The sequence below is a fragment of the Bremerella cremea genome, from assembly GCF_003335505.1.
Lineage (GTDB): Bacteria > Planctomycetota > Planctomycetia > Pirellulales > Pirellulaceae > Bremerella > Bremerella cremea_A.
Genome location: NZ_QPEX01000030.1, coordinates 242,400 through 264,434, shown reverse-complemented (window position 1 = coordinate 264,434; position 22,035 = coordinate 242,400). Strand labels below are relative to the sequence as shown.

17 protein-coding genes are annotated in these 22,035 nt (G+C 54.5%); 11 read left to right on the top strand and 6 right to left on the bottom strand.

Features of this window, described 5'->3' with window-relative positions; genetic code table 11:
• Positions 1–19: 19 nt before the first annotated feature.
• From DTL42_RS15940 to DTL42_RS15890, 11 genes are all read left to right on the top strand, one after another.
• Entirely contained in the window at positions 20–1,663 is a 1,644-nt protein-coding gene (locus DTL42_RS15940) for a hypothetical protein (protein WP_114369715.1), read from the top strand.
• A 53-nt stretch (positions 1,664–1,716) separates the two neighbouring features.
• The gene (locus DTL42_RS15935; RefSeq protein ID WP_158545416.1) at positions 1,717–2,814 is read left to right on the top strand and encodes a DUF4214 domain-containing protein; all 1,098 of its coding nucleotides are present in this window, start codon (positions 1,717–1,719) and stop codon (positions 2,812–2,814) included.
• Positions 2,804–3,988 carry a glycosyltransferase family 4 protein gene (locus tag DTL42_RS15930; RefSeq protein WP_114369713.1) on the top strand — a complete coding sequence of 395 codons (1,185 nt, stop codon included), beginning with the start codon at positions 2,804–2,806 and terminating at the stop codon, positions 3,986–3,988. The genes DTL42_RS15935 and DTL42_RS15930 overlap by 11 nt, the downstream gene beginning before the upstream one ends.
• Before the next feature lie 57 nt (positions 3,989–4,045).
• A complete protein-coding gene (locus tag DTL42_RS15925; protein ID WP_114369712.1) occupies positions 4,046–5,116 on the top strand; it encodes a GtrA family protein in 1,071 nt (356 codons plus the stop codon).
• A gap of 223 nt (positions 5,117–5,339) precedes the next feature.
• Complete coding sequence (locus DTL42_RS15920) at positions 5,340–5,999, top strand: L-ribulose-5-phosphate 4-epimerase (protein ID WP_114369711.1); 660 nt, start codon at positions 5,340–5,342, stop codon at positions 5,997–5,999.
• Between the two features lie 6 nt (positions 6,000–6,005).
• On the top strand, positions 6,006–6,653 hold the full coding sequence (locus tag DTL42_RS15915; protein WP_114369710.1) for a 2'-5' RNA ligase family protein: 648 nt from the start codon (positions 6,006–6,008) through the stop codon (positions 6,651–6,653).
• A complete protein-coding gene (locus DTL42_RS15910) occupies positions 6,640–8,190 on the top strand; it encodes a histidine phosphatase family protein (RefSeq protein WP_114369709.1) in 1,551 nt (516 codons plus the stop codon). Before DTL42_RS15915 ends, DTL42_RS15910 begins: the two co-directional genes overlap by 14 nt.
• On the top strand, positions 8,187–8,972 hold the full coding sequence (locus DTL42_RS15905) for an NTP transferase domain-containing protein (protein ID WP_114369708.1): 786 nt from the start codon (positions 8,187–8,189) through the stop codon (positions 8,970–8,972). Before DTL42_RS15910 ends, DTL42_RS15905 begins: the two co-directional genes overlap by 4 nt.
• Positions 8,935–9,432: a GtrA family protein gene (locus DTL42_RS15900; protein WP_158545415.1), complete on the top strand. Its 498-nt coding sequence runs from the start codon at positions 8,935–8,937 to the stop codon at positions 9,430–9,432. The genes DTL42_RS15905 and DTL42_RS15900 overlap by 38 nt, the downstream gene beginning before the upstream one ends.
• Positions 9,433–9,443: 11 nt before the next feature.
• Positions 9,444–10,031, top strand: coding sequence for a phosphatidylinositol-specific phospholipase C/glycerophosphodiester phosphodiesterase family protein (locus tag DTL42_RS15895; protein ID WP_114369706.1), 588 nt, complete (start codon positions 9,444–9,446; stop codon positions 10,029–10,031).
• Between the two features lie 125 nt (positions 10,032–10,156).
• On the top strand, positions 10,157–10,942 hold the full coding sequence (locus tag DTL42_RS15890) for a glycosyltransferase family 2 protein (RefSeq protein WP_158545414.1): 786 nt from the start codon (positions 10,157–10,159) through the stop codon (positions 10,940–10,942).
• Between the two features lie 486 nt (positions 10,943–11,428).
• On the opposite strand, the gene DTL42_RS15885 is transcribed toward DTL42_RS15890, so the two are convergent.
• The 6 genes from DTL42_RS15885 to DTL42_RS15860 all read right to left on the bottom strand — a co-directional run bounded on the left by DTL42_RS15885 (position 11,429) and on the right by DTL42_RS15860 (position 22,034).
• Positions 11,429–13,234 (bottom strand): hypothetical protein, encoded by a 1,806-nt coding sequence (locus tag DTL42_RS15885; RefSeq protein WP_114369704.1) that lies wholly within the window; start codon positions 13,232–13,234, stop codon positions 11,429–11,431.
• 193 nt (positions 13,235–13,427) lie between these two features.
• Positions 13,428–14,978: a N,N-dimethylformamidase beta subunit family domain-containing protein gene (locus tag DTL42_RS15880; RefSeq protein ID WP_114369703.1), complete on the bottom strand. Its 1,551-nt coding sequence runs from the start codon at positions 14,976–14,978 to the stop codon at positions 13,428–13,430.
• Positions 14,979–15,127: 149 nt separating this feature from the next.
• Entirely contained in the window at positions 15,128–15,937 is an 810-nt protein-coding gene (locus tag DTL42_RS15875; RefSeq protein ID WP_114369702.1) for an SDR family NAD(P)-dependent oxidoreductase, read from the bottom strand.
• Between the two features lie 56 nt (positions 15,938–15,993).
• Positions 15,994–20,280 carry a serine/threonine-protein kinase gene (locus tag DTL42_RS15870; RefSeq protein WP_114369701.1) on the bottom strand — a complete coding sequence of 1,429 codons (4,287 nt, stop codon included), beginning with the start codon at positions 20,278–20,280 and terminating at the stop codon, positions 15,994–15,996.
• A 26-nt stretch (positions 20,281–20,306) separates the two neighbouring features.
• Positions 20,307–20,894: a sigma-70 family RNA polymerase sigma factor gene (locus DTL42_RS15865; RefSeq protein ID WP_114369700.1), complete on the bottom strand. Its 588-nt coding sequence runs from the start codon at positions 20,892–20,894 to the stop codon at positions 20,307–20,309.
• A 117-nt stretch (positions 20,895–21,011) separates the two neighbouring features.
• Complete coding sequence (locus DTL42_RS15860) at positions 21,012–22,034, bottom strand: hypothetical protein (RefSeq protein ID WP_234824232.1); 1,023 nt, start codon at positions 22,032–22,034, stop codon at positions 21,012–21,014.
• Position 22,035: the final 1 nt, after the last annotated feature.

Below are 22,035 nucleotides of genomic sequence, written 5' to 3'. Positions count from 1 at the left end.
GCTTACAAGGATGCATGCGATGGACAGCAACAATTTGCCGTCAAAAGATACGCACGAGCTGACGTCGAACGACGGGCTCTTGCGGCAGCCCTCTTTCACCCAGTGGATACTCCCCTTGGTGATGACCATCTTGGCTGCCGTTTTGCTAGCCTTAGCTACGCCACGCATTGACTTTCATGCGGATGAAGCGATCTACCTTTCGGGCGTTCCGGTCAGCACCAGCAACGACACCGGGCTGGTATATCATGGGGCTTACCTAGCTACTGGCCTGGGCGACCCGACTCCTTTGTCAGCTCGCTGGGCATCATTGGGGTTCGGCTGCTTGCTTATTTTCTCCTTAACCAAAATACTGCAAAAAGCGGTCCCTTCCCGCCCAGGATTGGTGGCGGTAATCGTCCCGCTTTCGATTGCCATCTCCTATCAAGGCGTTTTCACCATCCTCCGCGTGCGACCAGAAATTTCCTGGGTTGCCGTCACCAGCTTGGCTTGTTGGTGCTTGGCGGAACTTCGCGTACAAAAAAGCTACTTGTTCGGCGGGCTCTTGCTGGTCGCCCTGTTTGCTTTGCCGATGAATCACCTTTTGAGTGTCTTCCCTGCGTTCTTCCTTGTTGTCTACCTGGCCCTGTTTGGCAGACAACACCTGGGCACACTGTTCGCTGGCTGTGCGGTCGGGATGATGGGAGTCGGTTTTATCGCCAACCGTCTAATTCGGGGCTGGATCACGGATAGTCCTGTCAGCATTTTCCCGGGTGGAGTAGGTGGACAAGCCAAGCCCTCCGTCAACGAGTTCCTAAAGAATGTATTCTGGAACAGTCCCCACTTCCTGAACGATTCCTCCGCGAACACAAACTTGTGGGACTCGTTGGTCACGATCCCATCGGTTGGTAGCCTCTCGCATTGCATGATTGCTACATTGATTTGGGCAATCGCCTTACCGTTGCCCTTCTTAATGCGAACCTGGGAATCCCGTTTTGTCGCTTCCATTCCCTTGCTGACCTTGGTCCTGTTCTACGCGTCAGGCTATTTCAACCCGACTTACTCACCCATCATTACGATTTACGCGATTGCCATTTTCTGCATGCTGGCGATCGATCCGACTCGTCACAAAGCTTTCCGTTTTGTGGCAGCGGCGATTGTGTTGGTCACGCTTGTAAACGGCAGCTCTTTTCTGGCGACACGTGTCTTCAATCATGGGCCTGCCTCCTTCTTTGAAGTCGAGTCTCAACTACGAAACGAAATCGCGCAACTACCATCTGATGCTACGATTGTGATTCCAGAAAGGTTCCAATCGGCGGTAGGAAAATCCCAAAACAAAAGCGTTCTCTTCAAAGAGCCCATGCCACCGCACGTCGACATGCTGGTGATCGACAGCTACGACTTTGATATGTATCGCTTTGTCCCCGAATATGAACAACGCCGCCGTGCGATCGACGATTTCATTGCGCAACAATCGCCGACAAGCGAATTCGATTTTCCTGTCTACAGGAACGAGCGTCTAAGAAACGAAACGAACAACAACAATCGTTTCCAAGCCGCTCAAGGCTCGTGGTTTTTTAGAAACTCTGTCAAATACATCGTTTCAGTGTTCCCGGGCCAAGATGCCACCGCCCACACCGCTTCGCGCGAATTGGACGGCACGACCTCAACTCCCGCTAAGCGTTAGGAATACCCTTTATGTGCAGTGAAACGACAATCCAGAATGTCCGAGCTGGATTGATGGCAAATCTACTGCCGATTGAACATCTGCGCGAACAAGCCCAGAAAGACGTTGATATCGAAAGCCTGCTAACACCAGCAGATGACATCGACTTTCTGCGGAATGCTTATCGTCGTCTTGTTCATCGCCCTGCGAGCCAAAACTGTATTAATAATTGGATTGGTCGCCTACAAGATGGGTCGCTTTCGCGCACCGATGTCATCTATGGCATCGCACGTTCGCGTGAAGGTCGAGAGAAGAACGTCCGTGTTCTCGGTCTCAATGATAACGATCCCAAGGCATTAACCATTCCGAAAAGGAAGATCCCTTGGTGGAAACGTGCCTTCTCGTGGAAATCGCGCCTACCTAAGACATCGACCAAAGATCGCGTTTATTTGACCGAACGGAAGCTCGCATGCTTAGCGGACAATTTCGTCGAGGTCGCTGAACAAATCGAATTCGATCTGCGACAAATTCGGATTCAGCTTCGTAACACGCAGTCGCCAGCCGTACGACCAGCGGTGAACTTGCAAATCGATCATAACGATATCGATACCAAGCTCGAAGCGATGAACAAGATGCTAGGAGCCGGCCTAGAGCTTCTTCCGCAAACCAACCTAGAGCAGGCGATTGTCGCACTTAAGCAAACGTTGCCCAACGATTTGCCCCATGATTCCCTGCTTTTCCGTAATTGGGCAATCTTCAGCGAACATCCTCACGATGCCGCGCGTGGTTGCCATAATGCCGGATTTGAAGTTCGCACGATCGGCATCGCCTCGGAAGAGAGCTCGAACGATGTACGAAGCTTGTTCAGCTTCTTGCCTGAGCAGATTTGCGGTGGCATTGTCGTTGATTCGCAATTATTTTGCCTGACCGATCGTGAACTCATTCACGGCTTGACTCTGATCCATCGTGCCCTTTGTCCAAGGGGAGTGGTGTTGATTCAAGAGAACTCGCCCGATCTGGCCTTTGCCAAGCTACGACTGGAATCGGCCATGAGTGCGTGCGGCTTCCGTGTGATTCCTCAAAATTCTTCAGGGGTAGACGCCCACCCTGGCACTTCGGTCATTTTGAGCGGCCAGAAGCAGGTGGCATCGGAGAACAACTGTGATTCGTAAACTCGCTTTGATTACTCCGTGGCCCGATCAAAGAACGGGTATTGCGGACTACGCCTACGACCTTGCTCATGGCCTTGCCGGGATGGGAATTGAGCTGGAAGTCTTCACGACATGCACGCAACCTTCTAGAACCTTGCCGGGCGTGCGTATCCAAGACATTGACAAATTTCCTGGTACGTTTTCTTACGATCAAGTTGTGTATCAAATGGGTAACTGCAGCACCTTTCATGGTGAACAGCTTCCCGTTTTGTTCGAGAATCCTGGCATCGTTCACCTGCACGATCCAGCCCTGCACCATTTGATTGCCTACTTCCTTTATCGCGACGACACACAAGCCTATTACCGCGTGCTACGTGCATGGTATGGCACTCGGATTGCAGAACGAGTTCAAACCTATAACGAGCTGAACAATCACGGCTTTTGGGATAGTCCCTACGTAAACGAAGTCCCTTTCTTCGATCCCGTGCTTGAACATGCCACCGGCTGTATTGTTCATTCAGCCTATGCCCAGCAAGCAGTGCATAAACGTGTACCGAACTTGCCTACAAGTCAGGTTCGGCAAGCCTACCGCAACATGCACCCTCCGGCCCACTATAGCGAAGGCGAAGTGCTGCAACTGGGGGCTTTTGGCATGGTGCAACCGCATAAGCATGTGGATGTGATCATCGAAGCCGTCAAACGCTGTAACGCTGAAGGCAAACGTGTCCACCTGCACGTCGCAGGCGCCTTGGAAGGAGATTCCAAAGACTTACCCGACTTGGTCAGCTCACTGGATATCCAAAACGATATCACCTTCCACGGCAGACTTTCAGAAGAAGAGTTTCTCCAGTGGATGAATCAGGTCGATATCTGTGTCTCGCTACGTTATCCCACCATGGGAGAAACCAGTGCCGTTGTTTCCAGGGCTTTGCAACTTGGCCTGCCAACGATTGTCAACGACGTCGGTTGGTATGCCGAATTACCGCCATGCGTCCTGAAATTGCCGATTGATCGAAACGAGATGCTGACCGGCTTGGTAAACCGTTTTAACCAGGTCAGCAACAGTCGCGAACAATTGACCAAGTGGCGAGCGCAATGCCGATGCTATGCCCAAACGTCCTGCTCCTTCGAGCAGGCCATTCAAGACTATGTTCGCACCTTAGCTTGTCTTCGCACCACTGCCATGGCCGCTTAAGGTAGCGTAAAAAGCCCTTTCCCAAGTTCCCGATCGCCCCCTACCCCGAGAACTGCCATGCAGACACTCCGACACCGTTTTATGACAACGTGGTACCGTTCGCGCTACCTTGTCGGCTTCATTCTGATTGGCTTTATCTCGATCTGCCTGGAACTTGTGTTCATGTATGCTGTGCTCCCCACAGTGTGGCCACGTTCCCTCCGCGCGGCAGTGGCCTTAACCGTGGGAATTGCGGTGGGCTACCTGCTGAATGCGAAACTGAACTTTCAGGTCGCTCCGAGATACCTGGCCAGTACGTTCATGAAGTATGCGGGAATCTCTGTATTGTCGTTTTCCTTGAACATGGCGGTCATTTATTATCTTCACGATACCAACGAATCGAATTACTGGTGGCAGCGCATGGCGACTGCCGGCGTTCTCTTTCTGTTTGCTTATGCCCTGCATCGTTGTTTCACATTCGATCAGGCCCGTAACTTGGGGATTGCCGTCTATGCTTCGGCAGACGAGAACGTCGACACGATCTTCAACGCTGTTGGGGGAAGCTGCGATCACATTCACGTCGACCTGGTAGATGAGTCGATGGGAGAAAACCCTTCTCCTGTGAATCTCTTCAAACTGCGTCAAGCTCGTCAACTGTGGCCCAGCCATCCGATAGCACTACATGTGATGAGTAGCCAGCCTTCGCGCTGGTTGCCATCGGCGTGGAATGATGCCGATTGGTTTCTGTTCCACCTTGACTGCGAAGACAACCTCTACGATCTCATTTTCGCTTGCCGCGAACGCGGGAAGAAGGTGGGCATCGTCTGGCGATTAGGCAATCAGCAAAGCCAACTCATGCCGTACCTTCCCCATGTCGACTTTATCATGATCTTGGGGATCGCGAAGCCTGGTCAATCCGGCCAGAAGACTTGCCCGGAAGCGATCGACCTCGTCAAAGTCCTCAATTCGGTTCGCAACCGCTACGGCTTTGAGTTGATGTTTGATGGCGGCGTGAACTCAGGCAACATCTCTGATATCGAAGCCAAGTATGTGGTCTCGGCCTCGGCGGTCCTCCGAGCAGACAACCCCCTGCTAGCGGTTCACGAGATCCGTCGCCGCTCCCATTTCCCAGCCAAGAAGGCTGCTTAGCGCCGTTTCCGCTGGCTGCTTTCAAGCGTGCGACTCGCGTTCTGAGACGGCCGACGTTGCCCAGCGACAGACTTGGCGGCAATTAATTCGCAACTGCTCTTTCGGCAGTATGCAAAATTAACTATCGTCCTTTTCTCGAAAAGAGAGGGGAAAATGATCGCAAGGACGGTGATCGCCCCATCCATGCTTTTACCAATCCGATTCCATGGAGAGGATTGTCATTATGAGCCTTCAAGAACTGCGAGCCGCGGTTTGCCATGCCAACAAGATGTTGCTGCAATCCGGGCTAGTGACAATGCACTCTGGCAACGCCAGCGGCCTCGATCGTGCATCGGGCCACTTAGTCATCAAGCCATCCGGCGTCGACTACGAAACACTCACGCCAGAGATGCTGGTGGAAGTTGACGTCGCAAGCGGCGAGGTGGTCTCTGGCGATCTGCGTCCGAGTGTCGACCTGCCTCACCACTTGATGCTGTATCGAAACCTGCCAGAACTAGGCGGCATCATTCACACCCACAGTAACTACGCGAGTTCGTTCGCTGCGATCAACGAGAACATTCCCCTTTGCTTGACGGCGATTGCCGACGAGTTTGGTGGTGAAATCCCTTGTGCTCCTTTCGCCGAATGCGACGAAGAATCCATCGGACGCAGCATCCTGCAACATCGTGGAAAAGCACCGGCAATTCTACTGGCCAACCATGGCGTGTTTGCCTGGGGGCCGACTCCACAAGCCGCGCTGAAAGCGGCCATCATGACCGAAGATGTTGCCAAGACCGTCTTCCTGGCCAAGCAGTTGGGCGAGCCCCGCATCCTTTCGCTGGAATCGGCCGCCAAGTATCACGACCGCTACCAGAATCGATACGGCCAAAAGAAGGCCGCGTAACAAGCTATGCCTCCGGTTACTGATTTCATCTCGATCGACCCGTCGCCATCGTTCTCGCAGATTATCGATGGCTACAAAGCTCAAGTGCGCGAGCTGGTTGGTGATCAATTATACCTAGCTGAACCACCGCACATGACGGCCTACCTGGCCTGCTTCGACGATGGTAGCAAGGTCAGTACCGCAGCAGCCCAACTTGCTCAGCAGCTAAACACGTTCGAGATCGCAATTTCCGGTTGGCATGTGTTCGATGCCGATCCTTTGACACAGCGTCGAACCCTGGTCGTCGATTTCACGCCCGAGTCCCAAGCGTTCCTGCGAAACTTGCAAACCAAGATCGCTCAGACCTTGGCTGGGACTTACGATACCGAAGCGACTTTTGCCCGCTATGCGGCAGCTTTTGACAAGTTCAGCGAAGTCCAGCGCAATGCGGTTCGCAGCGTCGGTTTCCCTTTCATCGGCGACGACTGGCACCCTCATTTCACAATTGCCTCGCTCGACCCGACGGCTTGGCCTACGGTTCGTGAAGCCCTTTGGAATCAGCCACCGAGCGGCGTGTCGGTTTGCTCTTCACTTACCCACTATCGGGTAATCGACGGCGAGTCTCATCCCATCTCCAAGTTTGACTTGAAGCGAGTCGAGAATGTCTCTGCTTGAAACCAAGAAGACCTCCCCCACGCAACAAGCGCCTAGTTTGGCGGATCTTCCACCGCTCAAGCGCGAGATCGTGACCGCGTTGTGGGAAACCGTCGACCAGCATCCGTGGATTCTTTCGGCGACCATCACCGGCAGCTTTTTGAACGCGGATGGCCTGGAAGGGATTAGCGATATCGACTTCATCGTGATCGTCGATCGTTTGGACAGCGACCGCTTCACACAACTCCAAACGCACTTCCGCGACGCACTGCAGCCGGTACTGCAACTGCGTGGGTGGAACTTGCGTATCAATCCAACGCTCGGCCCTCTCAAATTCAACGATCCCCAAACGGCCGTTCTGCACTTGATGCCGTACTCGCGTGAAGGGCACGTCGAGCATGTCATTCAAAGCCCGTTCACTTGCTTCGACTGGCAGTTATCAAGCCACTATCGCCGGGCCACCATGGCCTCGGTATATCCCGCCTACGCGCTGCAGCCACGGCACTTTGTGACCGCTCGACGCAGCATCTCGGACTACCTGAAAGATTACCGCGAACGCGTCGTCTCGTATCGCGAATTGATTTGCCACGATGTAGGCTACGAGGAAAAGAAATGCCTCAAGCCGATGACGGTCCGCGACCAGCACGAGTTCGCCTATCATATTATCCGCTTCTTGATGAAGAACATCGTCAAGCTGTTGGATCGCAGTAACCAAGACCTTTCACGAGCCGAGCTAGAAGCCCGTTACTTTGGTTTCTTCCCTGAAGATGAAGCGGCCATCCGTGAGCTATTTGCGGAACTCGCCGAGCGGAAGCAACAACTTCATTTCGATCCCCCGGTGGTCGATCTCGATCAGCGTATCGAAGCGTTCGTTGCCACCTTCGAGCGTCAGTTTCGCCGCATCTTCCAAGCGGAAGCAACACGTCACGTCGTCTTTCGCCATGCCGAAACGCCCCTGAATACGACCTCTGACGGCAGTATCCGTTTCGTCGGTCGCAGCAATCCCGACATCCTCCCCCTGGAAACGGCTCAACTAGAAACACTGCAAACGGCGATCGCAGAACTCGCTTCTCCGCAGTTCTTTAGTTCCCCGTTGGTTCGCTGCCAACAATCGCTCGCCGCCGCGACTTCCGCTGCAGAAATCATATGCGACGATCGCCTACAAGAGATCGACTATGGGGCCTGCGAAGGGCAAACGGTTCAAGCCGCCCGAAACCAACATCCGGCCTTATTTCAGGCCTGGCAACGGGGCGAAGATCCTCCTTTCCCTGGCGGGGAGTCGACTGCAGACGTCCTGAAAAGGGCTTCCATGGCGATGCAAGAGATTTGGGGAAACCACTCCTGCGACACCGTTACCTGCACGCATAACGTCGTCTTGCGCTGTCTAGTGGGACAAGCGATGGGCATCCCTGCCGAGCAATGGTATCGTTTGCGAATTCCTCACTTGGCACCGATCACCTTCGTGCAAACGCGGGAACATGGTGTCTTCCTTGATCTATCGCCCGAAGTCGAGCGGACCATCTTCCAAAACTTTGCCCAAGCAGCGAACGCGTCATGAATATCATCGTCCCAATGGCCGGAGCCGGATCGCGCTTCGCCAACGCTGGCTACACGTTGCCCAAACCGCTGATTCCAGTCAACGGGCTGCCGATGGTCGTCCGTGCGATTCGGGATCTTCCCGCTGCCGAGCGAGTCGTCTTTTTGGTTCATGCCGACCATGTCACCAATTTCCAAATCGACCGGGAACTGAAGCGGCATTTTCCCACGTGCGAAATCATCGTCGTCCCTGGTCTGACCGAAGGCCAAGCGTGTACCGTCCGCCTGGCTGCCGCAGCGTTTGCAGAGGACACTGATGTCCTGGTGGCCGCTTGTGACAACACGCATGTTTACGATGCCGAAACCTTCCAGCAACAAACCACCTCAGAGCAATGGGATGGCCTGGTCTGGACCTATCGGGGCGACAATCGGGTCCTGCCCAAGCCCACCAGTTACGGCTGGGTGAATGTCGCCGACAACGATCAGCACATAACACACATCTCTTGCAAGAAACCCATTTCCGAAGACCTTCTGAACGACCATGTTGTCAGCGGGTTCTTCTGGTTTCGCTCGGCCTTTGGGCTCTTCGATGCGATTGATGCCTTGGTCGCTTCCAATCAACGAATCAACAACGAATTTTACCTCGACGTCGTCCCCAACGGCATGATCGCCCAGGGCCAGCGTTTTGGCACGTTCGAGGTCGAAAAATACATCGGCTGGGGAACACCAGAAGAATTGCGGGACTACCAGCGGTGGGAGAAATACTTTGCTCAACAGCAAAAACAACGCAGCCTCGCGGCCTGAGGTCTCGACACAAATCTTGCGTTTCCTCGTGATCGGCGGCAGTTCCGTAGCCATCGATGGCGTCTGCTACGCGCTGATTACGTCGTTCTCGGCCCTTTCGCCCGATCTTGCGAAAGGGATTAGTTATCTCTGTGGCATGCTGTTCGGTTTCTGGGGAAATAAACTCTGGACGTTTGAATCGAAGCAGCGTTCGCTGGCCGAGCCGCTGCTGTACGTATTGATTTATGCCTGCACGCTGGGAATTAACATTGGCATTAACCGGCTCGTCTTATCGCTGGCTGGCGACGAGTTTCGCCTGCTCGGTTTCTTCCTGGCTACCGGCGTAACCACCGTCGCTAACTTCGTCGGCATGAAGTTTCTGGCCTTTCGCGCAAGCCACGTTCCGGCAGAAGCCAGTACGCAGATCATCCCCATGGAAGAAGCTTTCGATAGCACCAACATCGACCGAAAAGCGGCCTGATAGGACTCTCGATGCAATACATTGCCCATCGCATCAACACGCGTAGCCAACTTGCCGACGTTCCAACCGAGTACGGTGTGGAGCTTGACTTGCGTGATCGGGGAGACGACCTGATTCTGCAGCACGATCCCTTTACCGCTGGCGAACGCTTTGCCGATTATCTGCAAGATTACCAGCACGGGTTGATGATCCTGAACATCAAGAGCGAACGAATCGAACATCGCGTGCTAGAGATGATCCAAGGAAAGCTGAAAGACTACTTCTTTCTCGATTCGTCCTACCCCATGATCCGCACGTTGTGCAAGTTGGGCGAACGAAAGATTGCGGTACGCTTTTCCGAGTACGAGCCGGTGGAATCGGCGTTGGCCTTGGCAGGCGAAGTCGAATGGGTGTGGGTCGACTGCTTCACCAAGATGCCCCTGACCGACGAGACCTACGCCAAGCTGAAGCCTCATTTCAAACTGTGCGCCGTCTCGCCAGAGTTACAAGGCCGCAGCGTCGATACGATCGCCCAGTATGCGGCCGAGTTAGAGCCCTACCCCATGGATGCCATCTGCACCAAGCGGCCCGATCTTTGGCAGGCCGTCATCGGCGAGTAAGACAGCGGAGCTTTCTGCCGCGGACCCCCACGCCGCCAATCTCCATTGACCTTGACCCTCGCCAGAGCAATGGCTTATAGATACGCCTATTCGACCAATTGGCTAATCAGGCAAAAGGGGTTCCCTTGAACAAGAAACTTTCCATCGTCGTTCCGTGTTACAACGAATCGAAGAACCTCGATCGCCTGGTCTCTGCTTTTCGGACTGCGATTGGCCCACGCCAAGATGTGGAGCTGATCTTGGTCGACAACGGCTCGAAAGACGAAACACCGGCAGTTCTGAACGAACTGCTCGCCCGCCCTGAGAATGCGTTCGCTCGCTCGGTTTGTGTCGAAGTCAATCAGGGTTACGGCTATGGAATTCTGTACGGCTTGAAAGCTGGCGACGGCGAGTTTCTAGCTTGGACGCATGCCGATTTGCAAACACCGCCAGAAGACGTCATCCGGGCACTCGATCATATCGAGCAGATGCCCCAGCCGCAGCTTAGCCTGGTTCGAGGCAATCGAAAGGGACGTCCTTTCTTCGATCAGTTCTTTACCTCGGCAATGGGTTGGGTCGCTTCCGCAGCGTTGAGCGGATCGTATTTCGATGTGAACGCGCAGCCAAAGGTCTTTCATCGATCGCTGATGAATCACATGGAGGATGCTCCCTACGATTTCACGCTCGACCTTTACTTGCTGTACGTGGCCGAGAAGCTGAAGCTGGACGTGCAACTGGTCGATGTTCGTTTCGATCTGCGAACTGAAGGAGAATCGAAGGGTGGCGGTACCCTGGCCGGTAAGTATCGCCTCTGCAAGCGGACCTTCAGTCAGATTTGGAAGCTACGTAAAGCCCTCAAAGCCTCTCCCCCGCAACTTGCCCCAGCAGCAAACCCAACCGACGAAGCGTACGAAAAACGCTCGGCTGCCTAACGTCCTCACTTACGGCGCCCCTGCGAAACAATTGCTTGCCCCGTGAACACACCACTTGGTATCTTGTTCACGTGAAGGGAACAAACCACCTGGCGTAAACTGCTGCGCGGATCGGAAGGTTCACGTAAAGAACGACATCAACCAATACTCACCCCCCGGCGGCCATGAACCCGAGTTTTGAGTATGCACCCGAGTTTTGAGTATGAACCCGAGTTTTCAGTATGAACCCGAGTTTTCAGTATGAACCCGAGTTTTCAGTATGAACCCGAGTTTTCAGTATGAACCCGAGTTTTCAGTATGAACCCGAGTTTTCAGTATGAACCCGAGTTTTGAGTATGAAACCGAGTTTTGAGTATGAAACCGGTTCCCAAGGTTGCGGCATCTCTTCAGCCCTGGCGAGGGCGTCCGCAATCGTGTGTCAAAACTTAGAAACAAGAATAGACCTAATCCGAGACAGTAAATCGGACAACGCGTCCCGAGTAGCGATCAACGAATCGTCATCGGAATCTCTAGGTAGCCTCCCTCTTCGCGCTGGTCGAACGTATCGTCCTGTCCCTGACGCATGGTGAGCCGCAAGAGGAACTCGCCAGGATCGCGCGGCAACAGCAAGGGAACTTGGCGGGTGAATGACTGGCCTGGCTCGATCTTGTAAGGCAATTCAACCCCGGGGCACCAATAAACCCGGCCGTTCGGGCGGATCCAGCGATAGACCATCTGAATCGGATTGTTGCGGCTCCGTAGCCAAGGTTCTTCGCTGGTGTTGGTGATCGTAATAGGTATGGTCACATAATGTTGCGGATAGCGGCGCCCCCCCAGGACAAACAAATAGTCACCATCCCTCTCGGCCGCCAGTTGAACGAGCTTTGCCTGGTCGAGTTCGATTGCACAGGTCGGAGCTTTCAGAAGTGGCTGATCGATGTCCGTGATTTGCTTCACAATCTGATAGTCTGGGATCGGCACCAAATCGACGCCGCCTAAGATGCGGCGATAACATTGCGTGTACGTCAGCACGGCACACACCAGCACCACCGCAATCACATAGCGAACACGGCTAGTCAGCAGCGGCAGGCTTAGCACCATCGTCGCCAAGACGGTTCCCATCGCTTTGGTGAATCCACTGAAGTCGATCCAAATCACTTCCGACATCAACGTGAGCACTAAGAAATAGGGAAGCAAAATGGGGGACAAAGCCCACTTCCGTCGCACGTTCCAAAGCACAAGAAAGCCTAAGAGCAGGACGGCAAAATAGAATGGTCGAATCAAGTAATTTGGCGAGGCAAAGGAAGACCGAAAGAATGCCGCAAACGGATAATCGAGAATCGTTCCTCCTGCCGCTTGCGAGCCGGTTTGCCCAAATACCTGGTACAAATAGATCTGCCAGGTGATGAACACACCACAAGGAATCGCCAAAATCAACAATTGCCAAATCGGAGTTCGATAGGCCCAATAATTCCATGCACTGGGACGCCCCTCCAAAATTGTCCGTTGCTCGTCGACCTTTGGAGAAATCAGCAACCAGTCTGCCAAGCCAGACAAGCCGATCTTCTTCAAGACAATCACCACCCAGCCACCATTTTCTCGGCTGCCTTTCCAAGGCACGATTCCCACTACCGAGGCAACCAGCACCATTGCCGCGATGGCAAAATAAGGTTCGCGAGTCAAACACATCATCGTAGCGGCTAAGGCATAAGCGAGCGGCATTCCCCGCATCAGAGCCAGCATTGCCAGAATGAAAAACGCATCGGCCAACGGATCAGGCTGACCATGCAACAAGCAGATCGGGATGCCCAAGTTTGCCGCCCAGCCCAAACACCATAGTGGCGAATAGCCATGAGCAAACAACCATGTCGCCAAAGCCCCCATGGCGATTCCCAAAAATGGAAGCGAGGCAAACAAGTACATCTGTGGAGAAACATAGTCAGCGCCGGTCGCAGTGGCAAAACACCAAGCGACCAAGGGCAAGCCGATTCGCTGATAACGATACGGTGGAGCATCGATGTGCTCGTACGCCTCCGGCTGTGGATTCAGGTAGTTCGACTGCAGATAGTAGAACTGGCCATCCCAGCCGACTTCGCAGTTCGGCACCACACCCTTTTCAAACAACCGCTCTGGCACACCAAACTGGTAGCCAGGCAAGAGCATGCCGCTCCACTCGCCGCAATGACGGGCTTGAGCGGCCAGCCAAAGAACTCCGTAGGCCAGCAAAGTACCACTAATCGCCGTGACAAGAAACACAATCAGCAGGCTTCGAGCAGAAACCTTTGACGAAGCGGGAACGGACTCCGATTCCATTTGCTTTCAACCAAGTTACAAGATCACGGACTGCCCAGCGGCCCGAACCGATTGAGGGGCGCACGGAATGGAACACACCTTAACCCAGCTTATCCAATCCTCCAATATGTATTTCACCTCTCCAAGCTAAAGGAGAAACCACGTCGCCTGAAGTTTCCTGTTCAAGCGATTGCAGACAACCTCTTGTCGAGAACTATACCTTTTTATTGTCGATCGCTCGCCGGAGAAGATTATGCGTGATTTGCTGAACGCGCGGATCTGGACCATGCGGCCGCGACCAGTGCGACCAAGGCAATACGTGCCCAGGCGGCGTGCTAAGCCCTTGCGACCAAAAGATAGTGGCGGCGTTGAAAACAAAGTTCCCTTTCGGGCCAGAATAAATGGTCGCGGTCCAGTTTTGGGGATTCACGCCAGATTGCCAGGCTGTTCCGCCAGCAACGACTTCCAGTCCTTCAATCTCGGCCGGGTTGCCATGATATTCCCAGCCGACCAGCCCGGGAATCGTGTCTCCTACCTTCACACCGGTCCCTTTAAAAATCCAGTGCTCCGGCTTGGTGATCGCCCAATCCCCTCCGCCATTCACGGGACGAACGTTGCGTGCCCCTATCAGCAAACCTTCGTCAGGGCCACGATGAGGAAACGGACCATGCTCTTCATGCCTGGTTACGGCGTGCGATTGCTCTCCGCCGTAGGGGCCACCGCGAAACATAATTCGATTCGGCGTCCCGCTGCTGCTTTCGCGAAACGGAGTTACCCAACAGATACTATTGCCCGAAAGGAACAGAAGATTGACTCCTTCGTCACGCATGGTTTGCACCGATTGAAACTGGCGGATATCCCAGTATTCGTCGTGCCCCACACTAATAAACGCTTTGCACTTGAGCCCCCGGTCCGGCGTCAGCATGTCGCTGTTCGAGCAGTAACTAACATCGTATCCATGCTGCTCTAGCCAATAGGCCAAGGGGAACTCAAACGGGAGAAACTCACCCGAGCCAACCGTACGAGGATCGTCAACGACGCTGTGGTGCTGTGCCTCGCGTGCGTAGGGACGGTCAAAACTGACATCGGCCCATGGTCCTTGAGTCCCTTGCGGATGCGTATAAACCGAGTAGTTATTCGGCCAGGGATTGTAGGCCTGCCACGTGTTGTCGCTGACTTGAAATAAGATGTCAGCCGGGCGATCGTCACGCACCACGAAGACAATATGGCTTTGCCAATACGCTTCGCCCGCTTCAGGTATGGTCGTCAAACGTCCGATGTAAACCCCACTGAGCCAATCTTCTGGGATGTCGATCGTCAGCGAAGAGTCCCAATTGCACTCATGCAGGTTCTTCTCGCCCGGCTTAGGCGTAGGCTGGGTGGTCGCTTCCAGCGGACCGAAGCTCTTCACCAAACGAGCCCCTTTGCCGCCGTAGTATCCCATACGAAATAGTTCCAGCCGAAACCGACGAGCCGGATCGCACGAAACCATCACATCAATCGACTCGCCTACGGTCACGCTTTGCTTCGAGCAATACCCTTCAATCCACGGGCTGCGGAAGCCGGCGCCGTCGACACGTACCCGCGTTAGTTGCCAATCGTCCGCCCCAGGCCGGGCATTCTCTTGAACAATAGGAGAATCCGCAGCAGCTTTGCTGGCAGCCTCGGCCGTCCGTGCCAACTCTGCCGTGGTGGATAGCATGGTTGTGGCCAGCGTTCCCTTCAAGAACGCTCGGCGTGGTAGCGGAGAAGATTCGTCGCTCATAGTAAATTCAGATTGTCTAAAGGCAGGAGTTTCAAGGAGGGTGACTTCCAGCGTAGCATAGCTAAGCAGCACGCTGAAGACAATTCTAGATAGATCGTGTTATCTTCCTCAATAACTTAGCTTCGGCTTTGCCAGAAGTAGCTGCCCCCTTACCAGTGCATCACAAACCCGCCGTCGACGTTAATGGTTTGCCCTGTCACCTGGGCCGCTTTGTTAGAAGAAAGGAAAACGATCATCGCGGCGATATCATCACACGTTTGCCAGCGTCCCAAGGGAACGACGTTCTTGATTTTGATGGCAGCCCAAGCTTCGTAACTTAGCTTCTCATCTTCCGGGGCATCGTCGTACCACGCTTGCCATACAGACCGGTTCAAAGGGGTTTGCACCATGCCGGGACAGACAGTATTAACACGAACGTTGTATGGTGCCAGGTCCTTGGCCATGCACTGAGCGAAGTTGATATTCGCCGCCTTGCTGGCACTGTAGGGCGGATCGGTCTGCGAACCGATTTGCCCAGCGACCGAAGCCAAAAACACACACGTCCCCTGCTTCCGCTGAACAAAGTAGGGCGTGATCGCGTGGGCGATGTTGACCATCCCCTGAATGTTAACCTGCAGCGTTTTCCCCCAGTCCTCAGGACGCAGGTTCGTAAAGGGAAAGCCAAACTTGCCCGAACCGATTGCCGCGCAGTGCACCAGGTGATCGAGCGAGCAACCGGTGGCAACGATCTCCTGCATCGCCGTATCGATCGTTCCCTGATCGACGATATCGACCACGCTGCTACGGACCGAAACGCTGTACTGGTCGGCAATCTGCTGTGCAACCGCCGCCACGTTTGGCGAAAGATCCCACAGCACCAGCGAACAACCTTCCGCCGCAAACGCGCGGGCAGCAGCCAAGCCAATACCGCTGGCCCCGCCGGTGATCAAAGCCGTGTTGCCGTTGATGCCGAGATCCATCGTGTGAACTCCTAGGTTGCCGTGTTAACCGATCGGGCAAATGTCGGAGTTCTATTCTAATCGTTGGCTGGCTGCTCCGGAGCAGGCGTGCTGTCCTTCCGGGGTAGGCGAACGAACTTCCACTCTTTGGGCAGTGGGCCCAAATACTCCGGCGGCCGAGTTGCATCGGTCAACCGTATCGTCAGTTGATCTCCTTCGAGGGTCACAGGACCCCAAAGCGTACGCTGGATATGCAGGGCGAACTGATCGCTGGGCAACAATTCGTTCGCGGGCGAGGGAATCGACTCACCGTTGAACTCAATCGTTGGCCCTGTCTCCTGCGAATAGGCCCGTAGTTTAAACGTTCCTACAAGTGCCTTGCCGTAACCTTTGTCCGCTTCAAATCGCTGCCAGGTAAACAGCGACTTGTCAATTCTAAGGCGGGTTCGTGTGTGGTCGCTTGGTGTGGCAGTATCATCCCGCGGCGAGGTGAAATCAGGGACTTCTCTCCAACTTCCTTGCAAACGCTTCCAAAGAGCGATCTCCGTTTTGACTTGCTCTTGGGTCGATTTCGTCACGCCTGCGGAAAGTACCTCGTCGAGTCGCTCCATCTCCCAGGTCGTTGGGGCTTTGCTCACGAATTCGTTCGGCTGCAAAACCTTGGTGATGGTGACTTTCAAGCGATCCCCTTCGATACGATATTCCCCAGCGAAAACCTCTTGAATGACCGTGTATCGGGCAGGGTAAGGCTTTCCGTTCTGGGGATAAGCGGTCGATTCCTTCCCGATGATCCGCTGAAACGTCATCGGCACCGGCTGATCGCCATCGGGCATACCAACCTCCAGCATGCCGGTCATCTTCAGATCGACACCTTGATCGAAATCATACTGCTGCAGCGAATAACCTTGGCGATGAAAGTGAAACTCACGTCCCTGGATTCGGGCTGCGGCCTCTTCTTTGGAATTCGTACGGACTTCCCGCCAGCGACCTTGCAGCGGGAGGTACTTTGACAAGGGAGATTCCACCGTTGTCGTTTCCGGCTCATTCGGTTCGCCAGGCTTGGCTGGGGCTGGCGAAGAACTGGAGTCTTCCTCGTTGATAGCAATTACTTCGCACGCCTCTTCGGTGGACGCTGCAGGGACGCTCGTTCGTGCCGAGTCAGTCTGTCGCCCCAATGGATTTACCTTCTTCAATTTCCACTCAAGTGGCAAGGGGCCAAGTTCTGGCGGCGGATTCTCGGCGTCCGATATAGAGAAAATGATCATATCACCATCTTGCCGGACCGAGCCCCATAGCGTTGACTTGACCTTCGACTCTTCCTCTCCACCTCGCGGCTGAACATGCATCATGAAGTCCGACCCTCCGAAAGGAAGGATTTCGATTTCAGCACGCCAGCTCATGGGATGTTCATACCACGGCGAACCATGGATGGGGCGAACTTGCCATCGGGCCACAAGACTACCGATCATGACGTCAATGCCTTGCAGTGAAATGACTTCTTTCCCTTGACTGCTTTGACGCTCGTATTCAATCGGAGTAACAGGCTCCCACGCTCCCTGCAAGAGCGTCATCACTGGTGGTAAATCGATCTTCTGCCAAGTTGCGTCCTTACCAACAAAGACATAGGCCTTTCCATCGAATACGGATAATAACGCTTGGCCGTCCGAGGGGATCAGACATCGACTCCGACCAATAGTAGGTTTCCGAAATGGGTAGACGCAGAACTTACCTTTTGCATCAATGGCAACCAACTCGGAAATGGGACCGCCATTGATATCAAAACCAACACATTCGTGCTCTGGGTCAGGGTACAAGCTATCGTCGATGGTGACCGCATGAACCTTTACACCGGCTGGAAACTGATATCGTTGCCAGTTATCGGTTTTCTTTCGATAGGTGAAAAAGAGATTGTCTCGCTTTCGCACAAAGAGCTGAAACGCCTCCCAGTCTAACTCAAGTTCAGCAGTAACAACCTTGCCATCCGAAGCAGGATCTCGCACGAGTACCCCACGCTGAAGTTGCCACTTGGCGGGCAAGTCCGCCGTGCGGAACTTCTTCGCTTCATCGCTGACAACATCCAGTGTTAGCTCGCTCCCTGACGATTGGAAACTGACTTTTAATTTCGGCTGATCAGGAAATGCAAACTCGACGTAGCCATGATCGGTCATCGTTCCCCAAATCTCTTCCACCACGTTTTGCTGAGGATCGACGATCTGCATCCCTACGTTCATCCCCTTAAACGTAAACCGCACGCTGGCCAGTGGATTGTTATAGTCCTTAAGTTCGTCACCTATCGCAGTAACGGCAGTCCAGGTTCCTTGCAGAACACGGATCGAAGCAGGAAGAGCTTCACCAGATCGGTAGCCAGTAAGGTCTCGTTGAACGTCTTTCGAATTCGCCGACGAGGTGCTAAGGTGCTCTTTTGCCTCCCCCTTTTCCAACTCCCATGTGGCCGGCAGTGGAGCCAGTATGGCCTGGGAATTCTTGGCTGGATTGAGAGTGAGTGTTAATCTCTCTCCGTTCTGCTGCAGCGTTCCTTCCACGGGCATCGACGGCAAGCCTTTGAAGTAGATTGTCAGTAGCTCGTTATCTCCGGTGATCACCGAATCGATATCCGCCACGAAATCAACTACGAACGGCTTTTCTTGTTGTTTCTCGTTGGGCTTCTCACTAAGTAAGAACCTAACCTTGTCATCTAAGACCTGGACGCTATCTAAAGACACCTCGTTGCTGGTTGGATTAAATTTCAAGCGATTATCGGCGTTGGTTGCCGGTACCCAGAGTCCCAGAACCTTACCGAGATCAGGCTGAGGCGTTACAGCATTCGGTTTTACCGGCACACCCACTTCCTGTCCGTCAGGCCCAATCCCAACACGACGAAAGAGCCTTTCTTCCGCTGGTACCGCTTGGTTGTGCTCGACAATATGCACCAGCTTCTTGTCGCCGCGCAGTAGCGTTACTTCGGCGTTTTTCACGGTCAGCTCGTCATGTTCACCTTCGATCTCTACCACGTACTTGCCCGCAGCTAGGCGGACTTGGTTGTCTCCTTGAACGACGGTTAGCTGCTGGGCGACTTCATCTCCCTGGGTGATCCGCACGGTAACGTCGCTTGCGTCGCTTTGAATGGTGAGGGTCCCCTTGTTCGTTTCCAGCACGATCAAGATGCCGGCCAGCAGCAAAGCGAAACCGCCGACGACTGCCAGCAGAAGGTTCCGCCGCCGCGAGCCGCCTTCGGTTTCGGTGGGTGGTGGTTCTGTGGGGCGTGGAGTGCCGTTGGGATCTTGCTGGTGAGCCAGCCACTGGCCGAGCAGCAACTCGACTTCGGCCGCCGTTTGATAGCGATCTTCCGGCTGCTTGGAAAGCAAACGCCGAATGATTTGATCGAGCCAGGCCGGAATTTCCGGGTTCTGTTCGGTGAGGCTGCGAGGCTGGTCGCTAGTGATGCGATTGAGCACGCCCATGGTCGTTTCGGCCCGAAACGGCGAGTGCCCGACCAGCATGAAATAAAGCACGCTTCCCAGGCTGAACAAATCGCTCCGGGCATCGAGCGACTGTCCGCGAGCTTGCTCGGGAGACATGTACTGCGGGGTGCCAACCAAGGTGCCGCTTTGGGTCATGCTGGCATCGTCGACGGCGCGGGCCAGGCCAAAGTCGGTGATGACGACTCGTTCAACTCCGTTGTGCAGCAGAATGTTGGCGGGCTTCACATCACGATGGACGAGCCCTTGCTGATGCGCGGCGGCCAGGCCACTGGCGATTTGCCGACCAATTCGCAGCACCTCTTTCACGTCGAGCGGCCCGTTGTTGCGAATTCGATCTTCCAGCGACCTCCCTTCTAATACCGGCATCACCAGGTAAGGGAGCCCTTGCTCCTGATCGACCGTTTGAATCGGCACGACATGCTCGTGTACCACGGCAGCGGCTGACTTGGCTTCGCGTGAAAACCGTTTCCGAGCCGCCGCACTGGCCGCCAACTGCGGAGACAGCACCTTGATGGCCGACTGGCGATCGAGCGACGGATCGTAGCCCCGCATGACAATGCCGGTACCGCCACGTCCGAGGATCTCCAAGATTTCGTAACGGCCAAACCTGCCCAGCGAATCAGGACGCTCGCTTGGTTCGAGGAAACCTACCCAGATGGAATCTCTGTTGGCTTGATCGCGGGAAGCTGGCGTTTCGCTGGGCTTCAAATAATCGCGAAGTTCTGTCCAATCGACGCCACTTTCAACTAAGGTCTCCAGCTTTGCCTGGCACTCGGTACACGATTCGATATGCCGCGTGACATCCTGTTGCTCTTGTGGACGCAGCTTGTCTTGCAGCAATCGCTGAAAGATTGCGTCGTCGTAATGAAACCGGGCCACCATCGCGTTCACCTTTTTACGGAAAAGGACTATTGGTCCATGTGTTGGGCGTACTCTTTCAGCTTGGCTAGAACGCGGCAACGAGCAACACGCACGGCCCCTGGCGACTTACCCAGGTCTGCGGCTACCTGCTCGATCCCTTCCCCTTCCACCCCAGTTCGCCAGAACGCTTGCCACGTATCGTCGGCAAAGTGTTCGCGCGATTTTTGAGCGGCCCAGGTGAAGATCTCGCGGCGATACTCCAGATCGAACCAAGTGGCCGACTGACTCTCTGCGGCCGCTTGTTCGTGCAGAAGCTGCATCATCCGCGTATCGCCACTGCCGCGAGGTTCCTTCTGGCGGGTCAGAAAGTTGATCATCAGGTTCCGCGCAATCCGAAACAGCCAGCCGCGAAAGCTTCCTTTGTCGGCAGCCGGATCGAAGCGATCGATCGCTCCTTGAACCGTCGCGAAAACGTCCTGCACCAGGTCTTCGGCATCAGCATGCTGAATCCCCCGGTTACGTGCCAATCGATAGACGAGCGGCCCATAGATCGTCGCAAACTCTTGCCACGCCGCTTGTTGCGATGTGTCTTGAATTTGTACGAGCAGCGATCTTCGCGTTTCTGGTCCTAGCACAAGCTTTCTCCTACCCGGTTACACACACGCGATGGGCAAGTGTTACAGCAGGCAAGCAGATTTTAGCCAGAAACTTGGGACGATGCTCGCAAATCGCCGTCCTGGTAGACGGGGCAGCTAAGATTTCTCTGCATCTTCGTCAGCGGGGGACGGGGCTTCGGCTGGCTCCTTGCTGGTCTCGGCCGACTCATAAAGCTGGGCGAGGGGAACCAGAATTTCCTCCAGCCGTTGTAGATAGTCCTCTTCCGACAGCTCCTCTTTTTGCTGACGAAGCTGGGCCAACTGGCGTTCCAGTTCATCTCGCTGCGGGCGAAGCTCATCCGTCAGAACAGTCGCATCCTTGCCAGGCACTAAGATAAACTGGTTGGCGAACATACCATCCGGCAGCGCGCCATCTTTGGCCGTTTTGGTGATATGAATTCCCCGAAACCAATCGAACGGCGTTCCCTTGCCGTCGCCGTTGTCGTCGAGCAGAGAATGCTCGGTTGCCAGTTGCGATTCCGCTTCGTAATACTGCTGAGTTTGTTTCGCGGCGGCCAACCAGGCTTCGAGCAGTGAGGTGTGGCCATCTTTATCGAGGTCGCCGGAATCATCCCCGATCGTGCGCGAAAGGTAATCACCAAAGCGGGCAAAGTTGTACTCGTAGCCACTTTGCGTGGCTGTCACAATCACACGATTTTCTCCAGCAATCTTACTGACAAAGGCTCCACTGGCCGACGCACAGTTGACGATCGCCATCCGGGCCGAAATTGGCTGAAGCTGATCGGCGAGTTCTTCTGCCGTGATATCAGTACCACGTAGGTTGAACTTCGCCTTTTTTCCGTCAAAGGTTCCATGTCCGATGAAGACCAGCCATAAGGTTGCAGGCGGGGTCTCGGATAACTTCTCTAATGTTTCGCGCAGGATCTCTTGGTCAGACTTCTCAGGGATCACCCCTTCGGCTAAACCAATCTCGACGTAACGACTTTCAGACTTGGCCGCAGCTTCCTTCCAGCGGGTCGCCCACTGAGTGAACATCTCGCCATATTTCGCTTCGCCTGGTTCTCCGACGACGACAATTACCACAGTGGAGGAAACCGGCTGAGCCTCAGGGGCATCGACCTGGGCTAAAAGTGCGAAGCAGGCAGCAAGCCACAACATC

What these genes read in the sequence shown, in the direction of transcription:
- DTL42_RS15940 (WP_114369715.1), top strand. Translation starts at nt 20, where the DNA reads ATGGACAGCAACAATTTGCCGTCAAAAGATACGCACGAGCTGACGTCG.
- DTL42_RS15935 (WP_158545416.1), top strand. Translation starts at nt 1,717, where the DNA reads ATGGCAAATCTACTGCCGATTGAACATCTGCGCGAACAAGCCCAGAAA.
- DTL42_RS15925 (WP_114369712.1), top strand. Translation starts at nt 4,046, where the DNA reads ATGCAGACACTCCGACACCGTTTTATGACAACGTGGTACCGTTCGCGC.
- DTL42_RS15920 (WP_114369711.1), top strand. Translation starts at nt 5,340, where the DNA reads ATGAGCCTTCAAGAACTGCGAGCCGCGGTTTGCCATGCCAACAAGATG.
- DTL42_RS15915 (WP_114369710.1), top strand. Translation starts at nt 6,006, where the DNA reads ATGCCTCCGGTTACTGATTTCATCTCGATCGACCCGTCGCCATCGTTC.
- DTL42_RS15910 (WP_114369709.1), top strand. Translation starts at nt 6,640, where the DNA reads ATGTCTCTGCTTGAAACCAAGAAGACCTCCCCCACGCAACAAGCGCCT.
- DTL42_RS15905 (WP_114369708.1), top strand. Translation starts at nt 8,187, where the DNA reads ATGAATATCATCGTCCCAATGGCCGGAGCCGGATCGCGCTTCGCCAAC.
- DTL42_RS15895 (WP_114369706.1), top strand. Translation starts at nt 9,444, where the DNA reads ATGCAATACATTGCCCATCGCATCAACACGCGTAGCCAACTTGCCGAC.
- DTL42_RS15885 (WP_114369704.1), bottom strand. Translation starts at nt 13,234, where the DNA reads ATGGAATCGGAGTCCGTTCCCGCTTCGTCAAAGGTTTCTGCTCGAAGC.
- DTL42_RS15880 (WP_114369703.1), bottom strand. Translation starts at nt 14,978, where the DNA reads ATGAGCGACGAATCTTCTCCGCTACCACGCCGAGCGTTCTTGAAGGGA.
- DTL42_RS15875 (WP_114369702.1), bottom strand. Translation starts at nt 15,937, where the DNA reads ATGGATCTCGGCATCAACGGCAACACGGCTTTGATCACCGGCGGGGCC.
- DTL42_RS15870 (WP_114369701.1), bottom strand. Translation starts at nt 20,280, where the DNA reads ATGGTGGCCCGGTTTCATTACGACGACGCAATCTTTCAGCGATTGCTG.
- DTL42_RS15860 (WP_234824232.1), bottom strand. Translation starts at nt 22,034, where the DNA reads ATGTTGTGGCTTGCTGCCTGCTTCGCACTTTTAGCCCAGGTCGATGCC.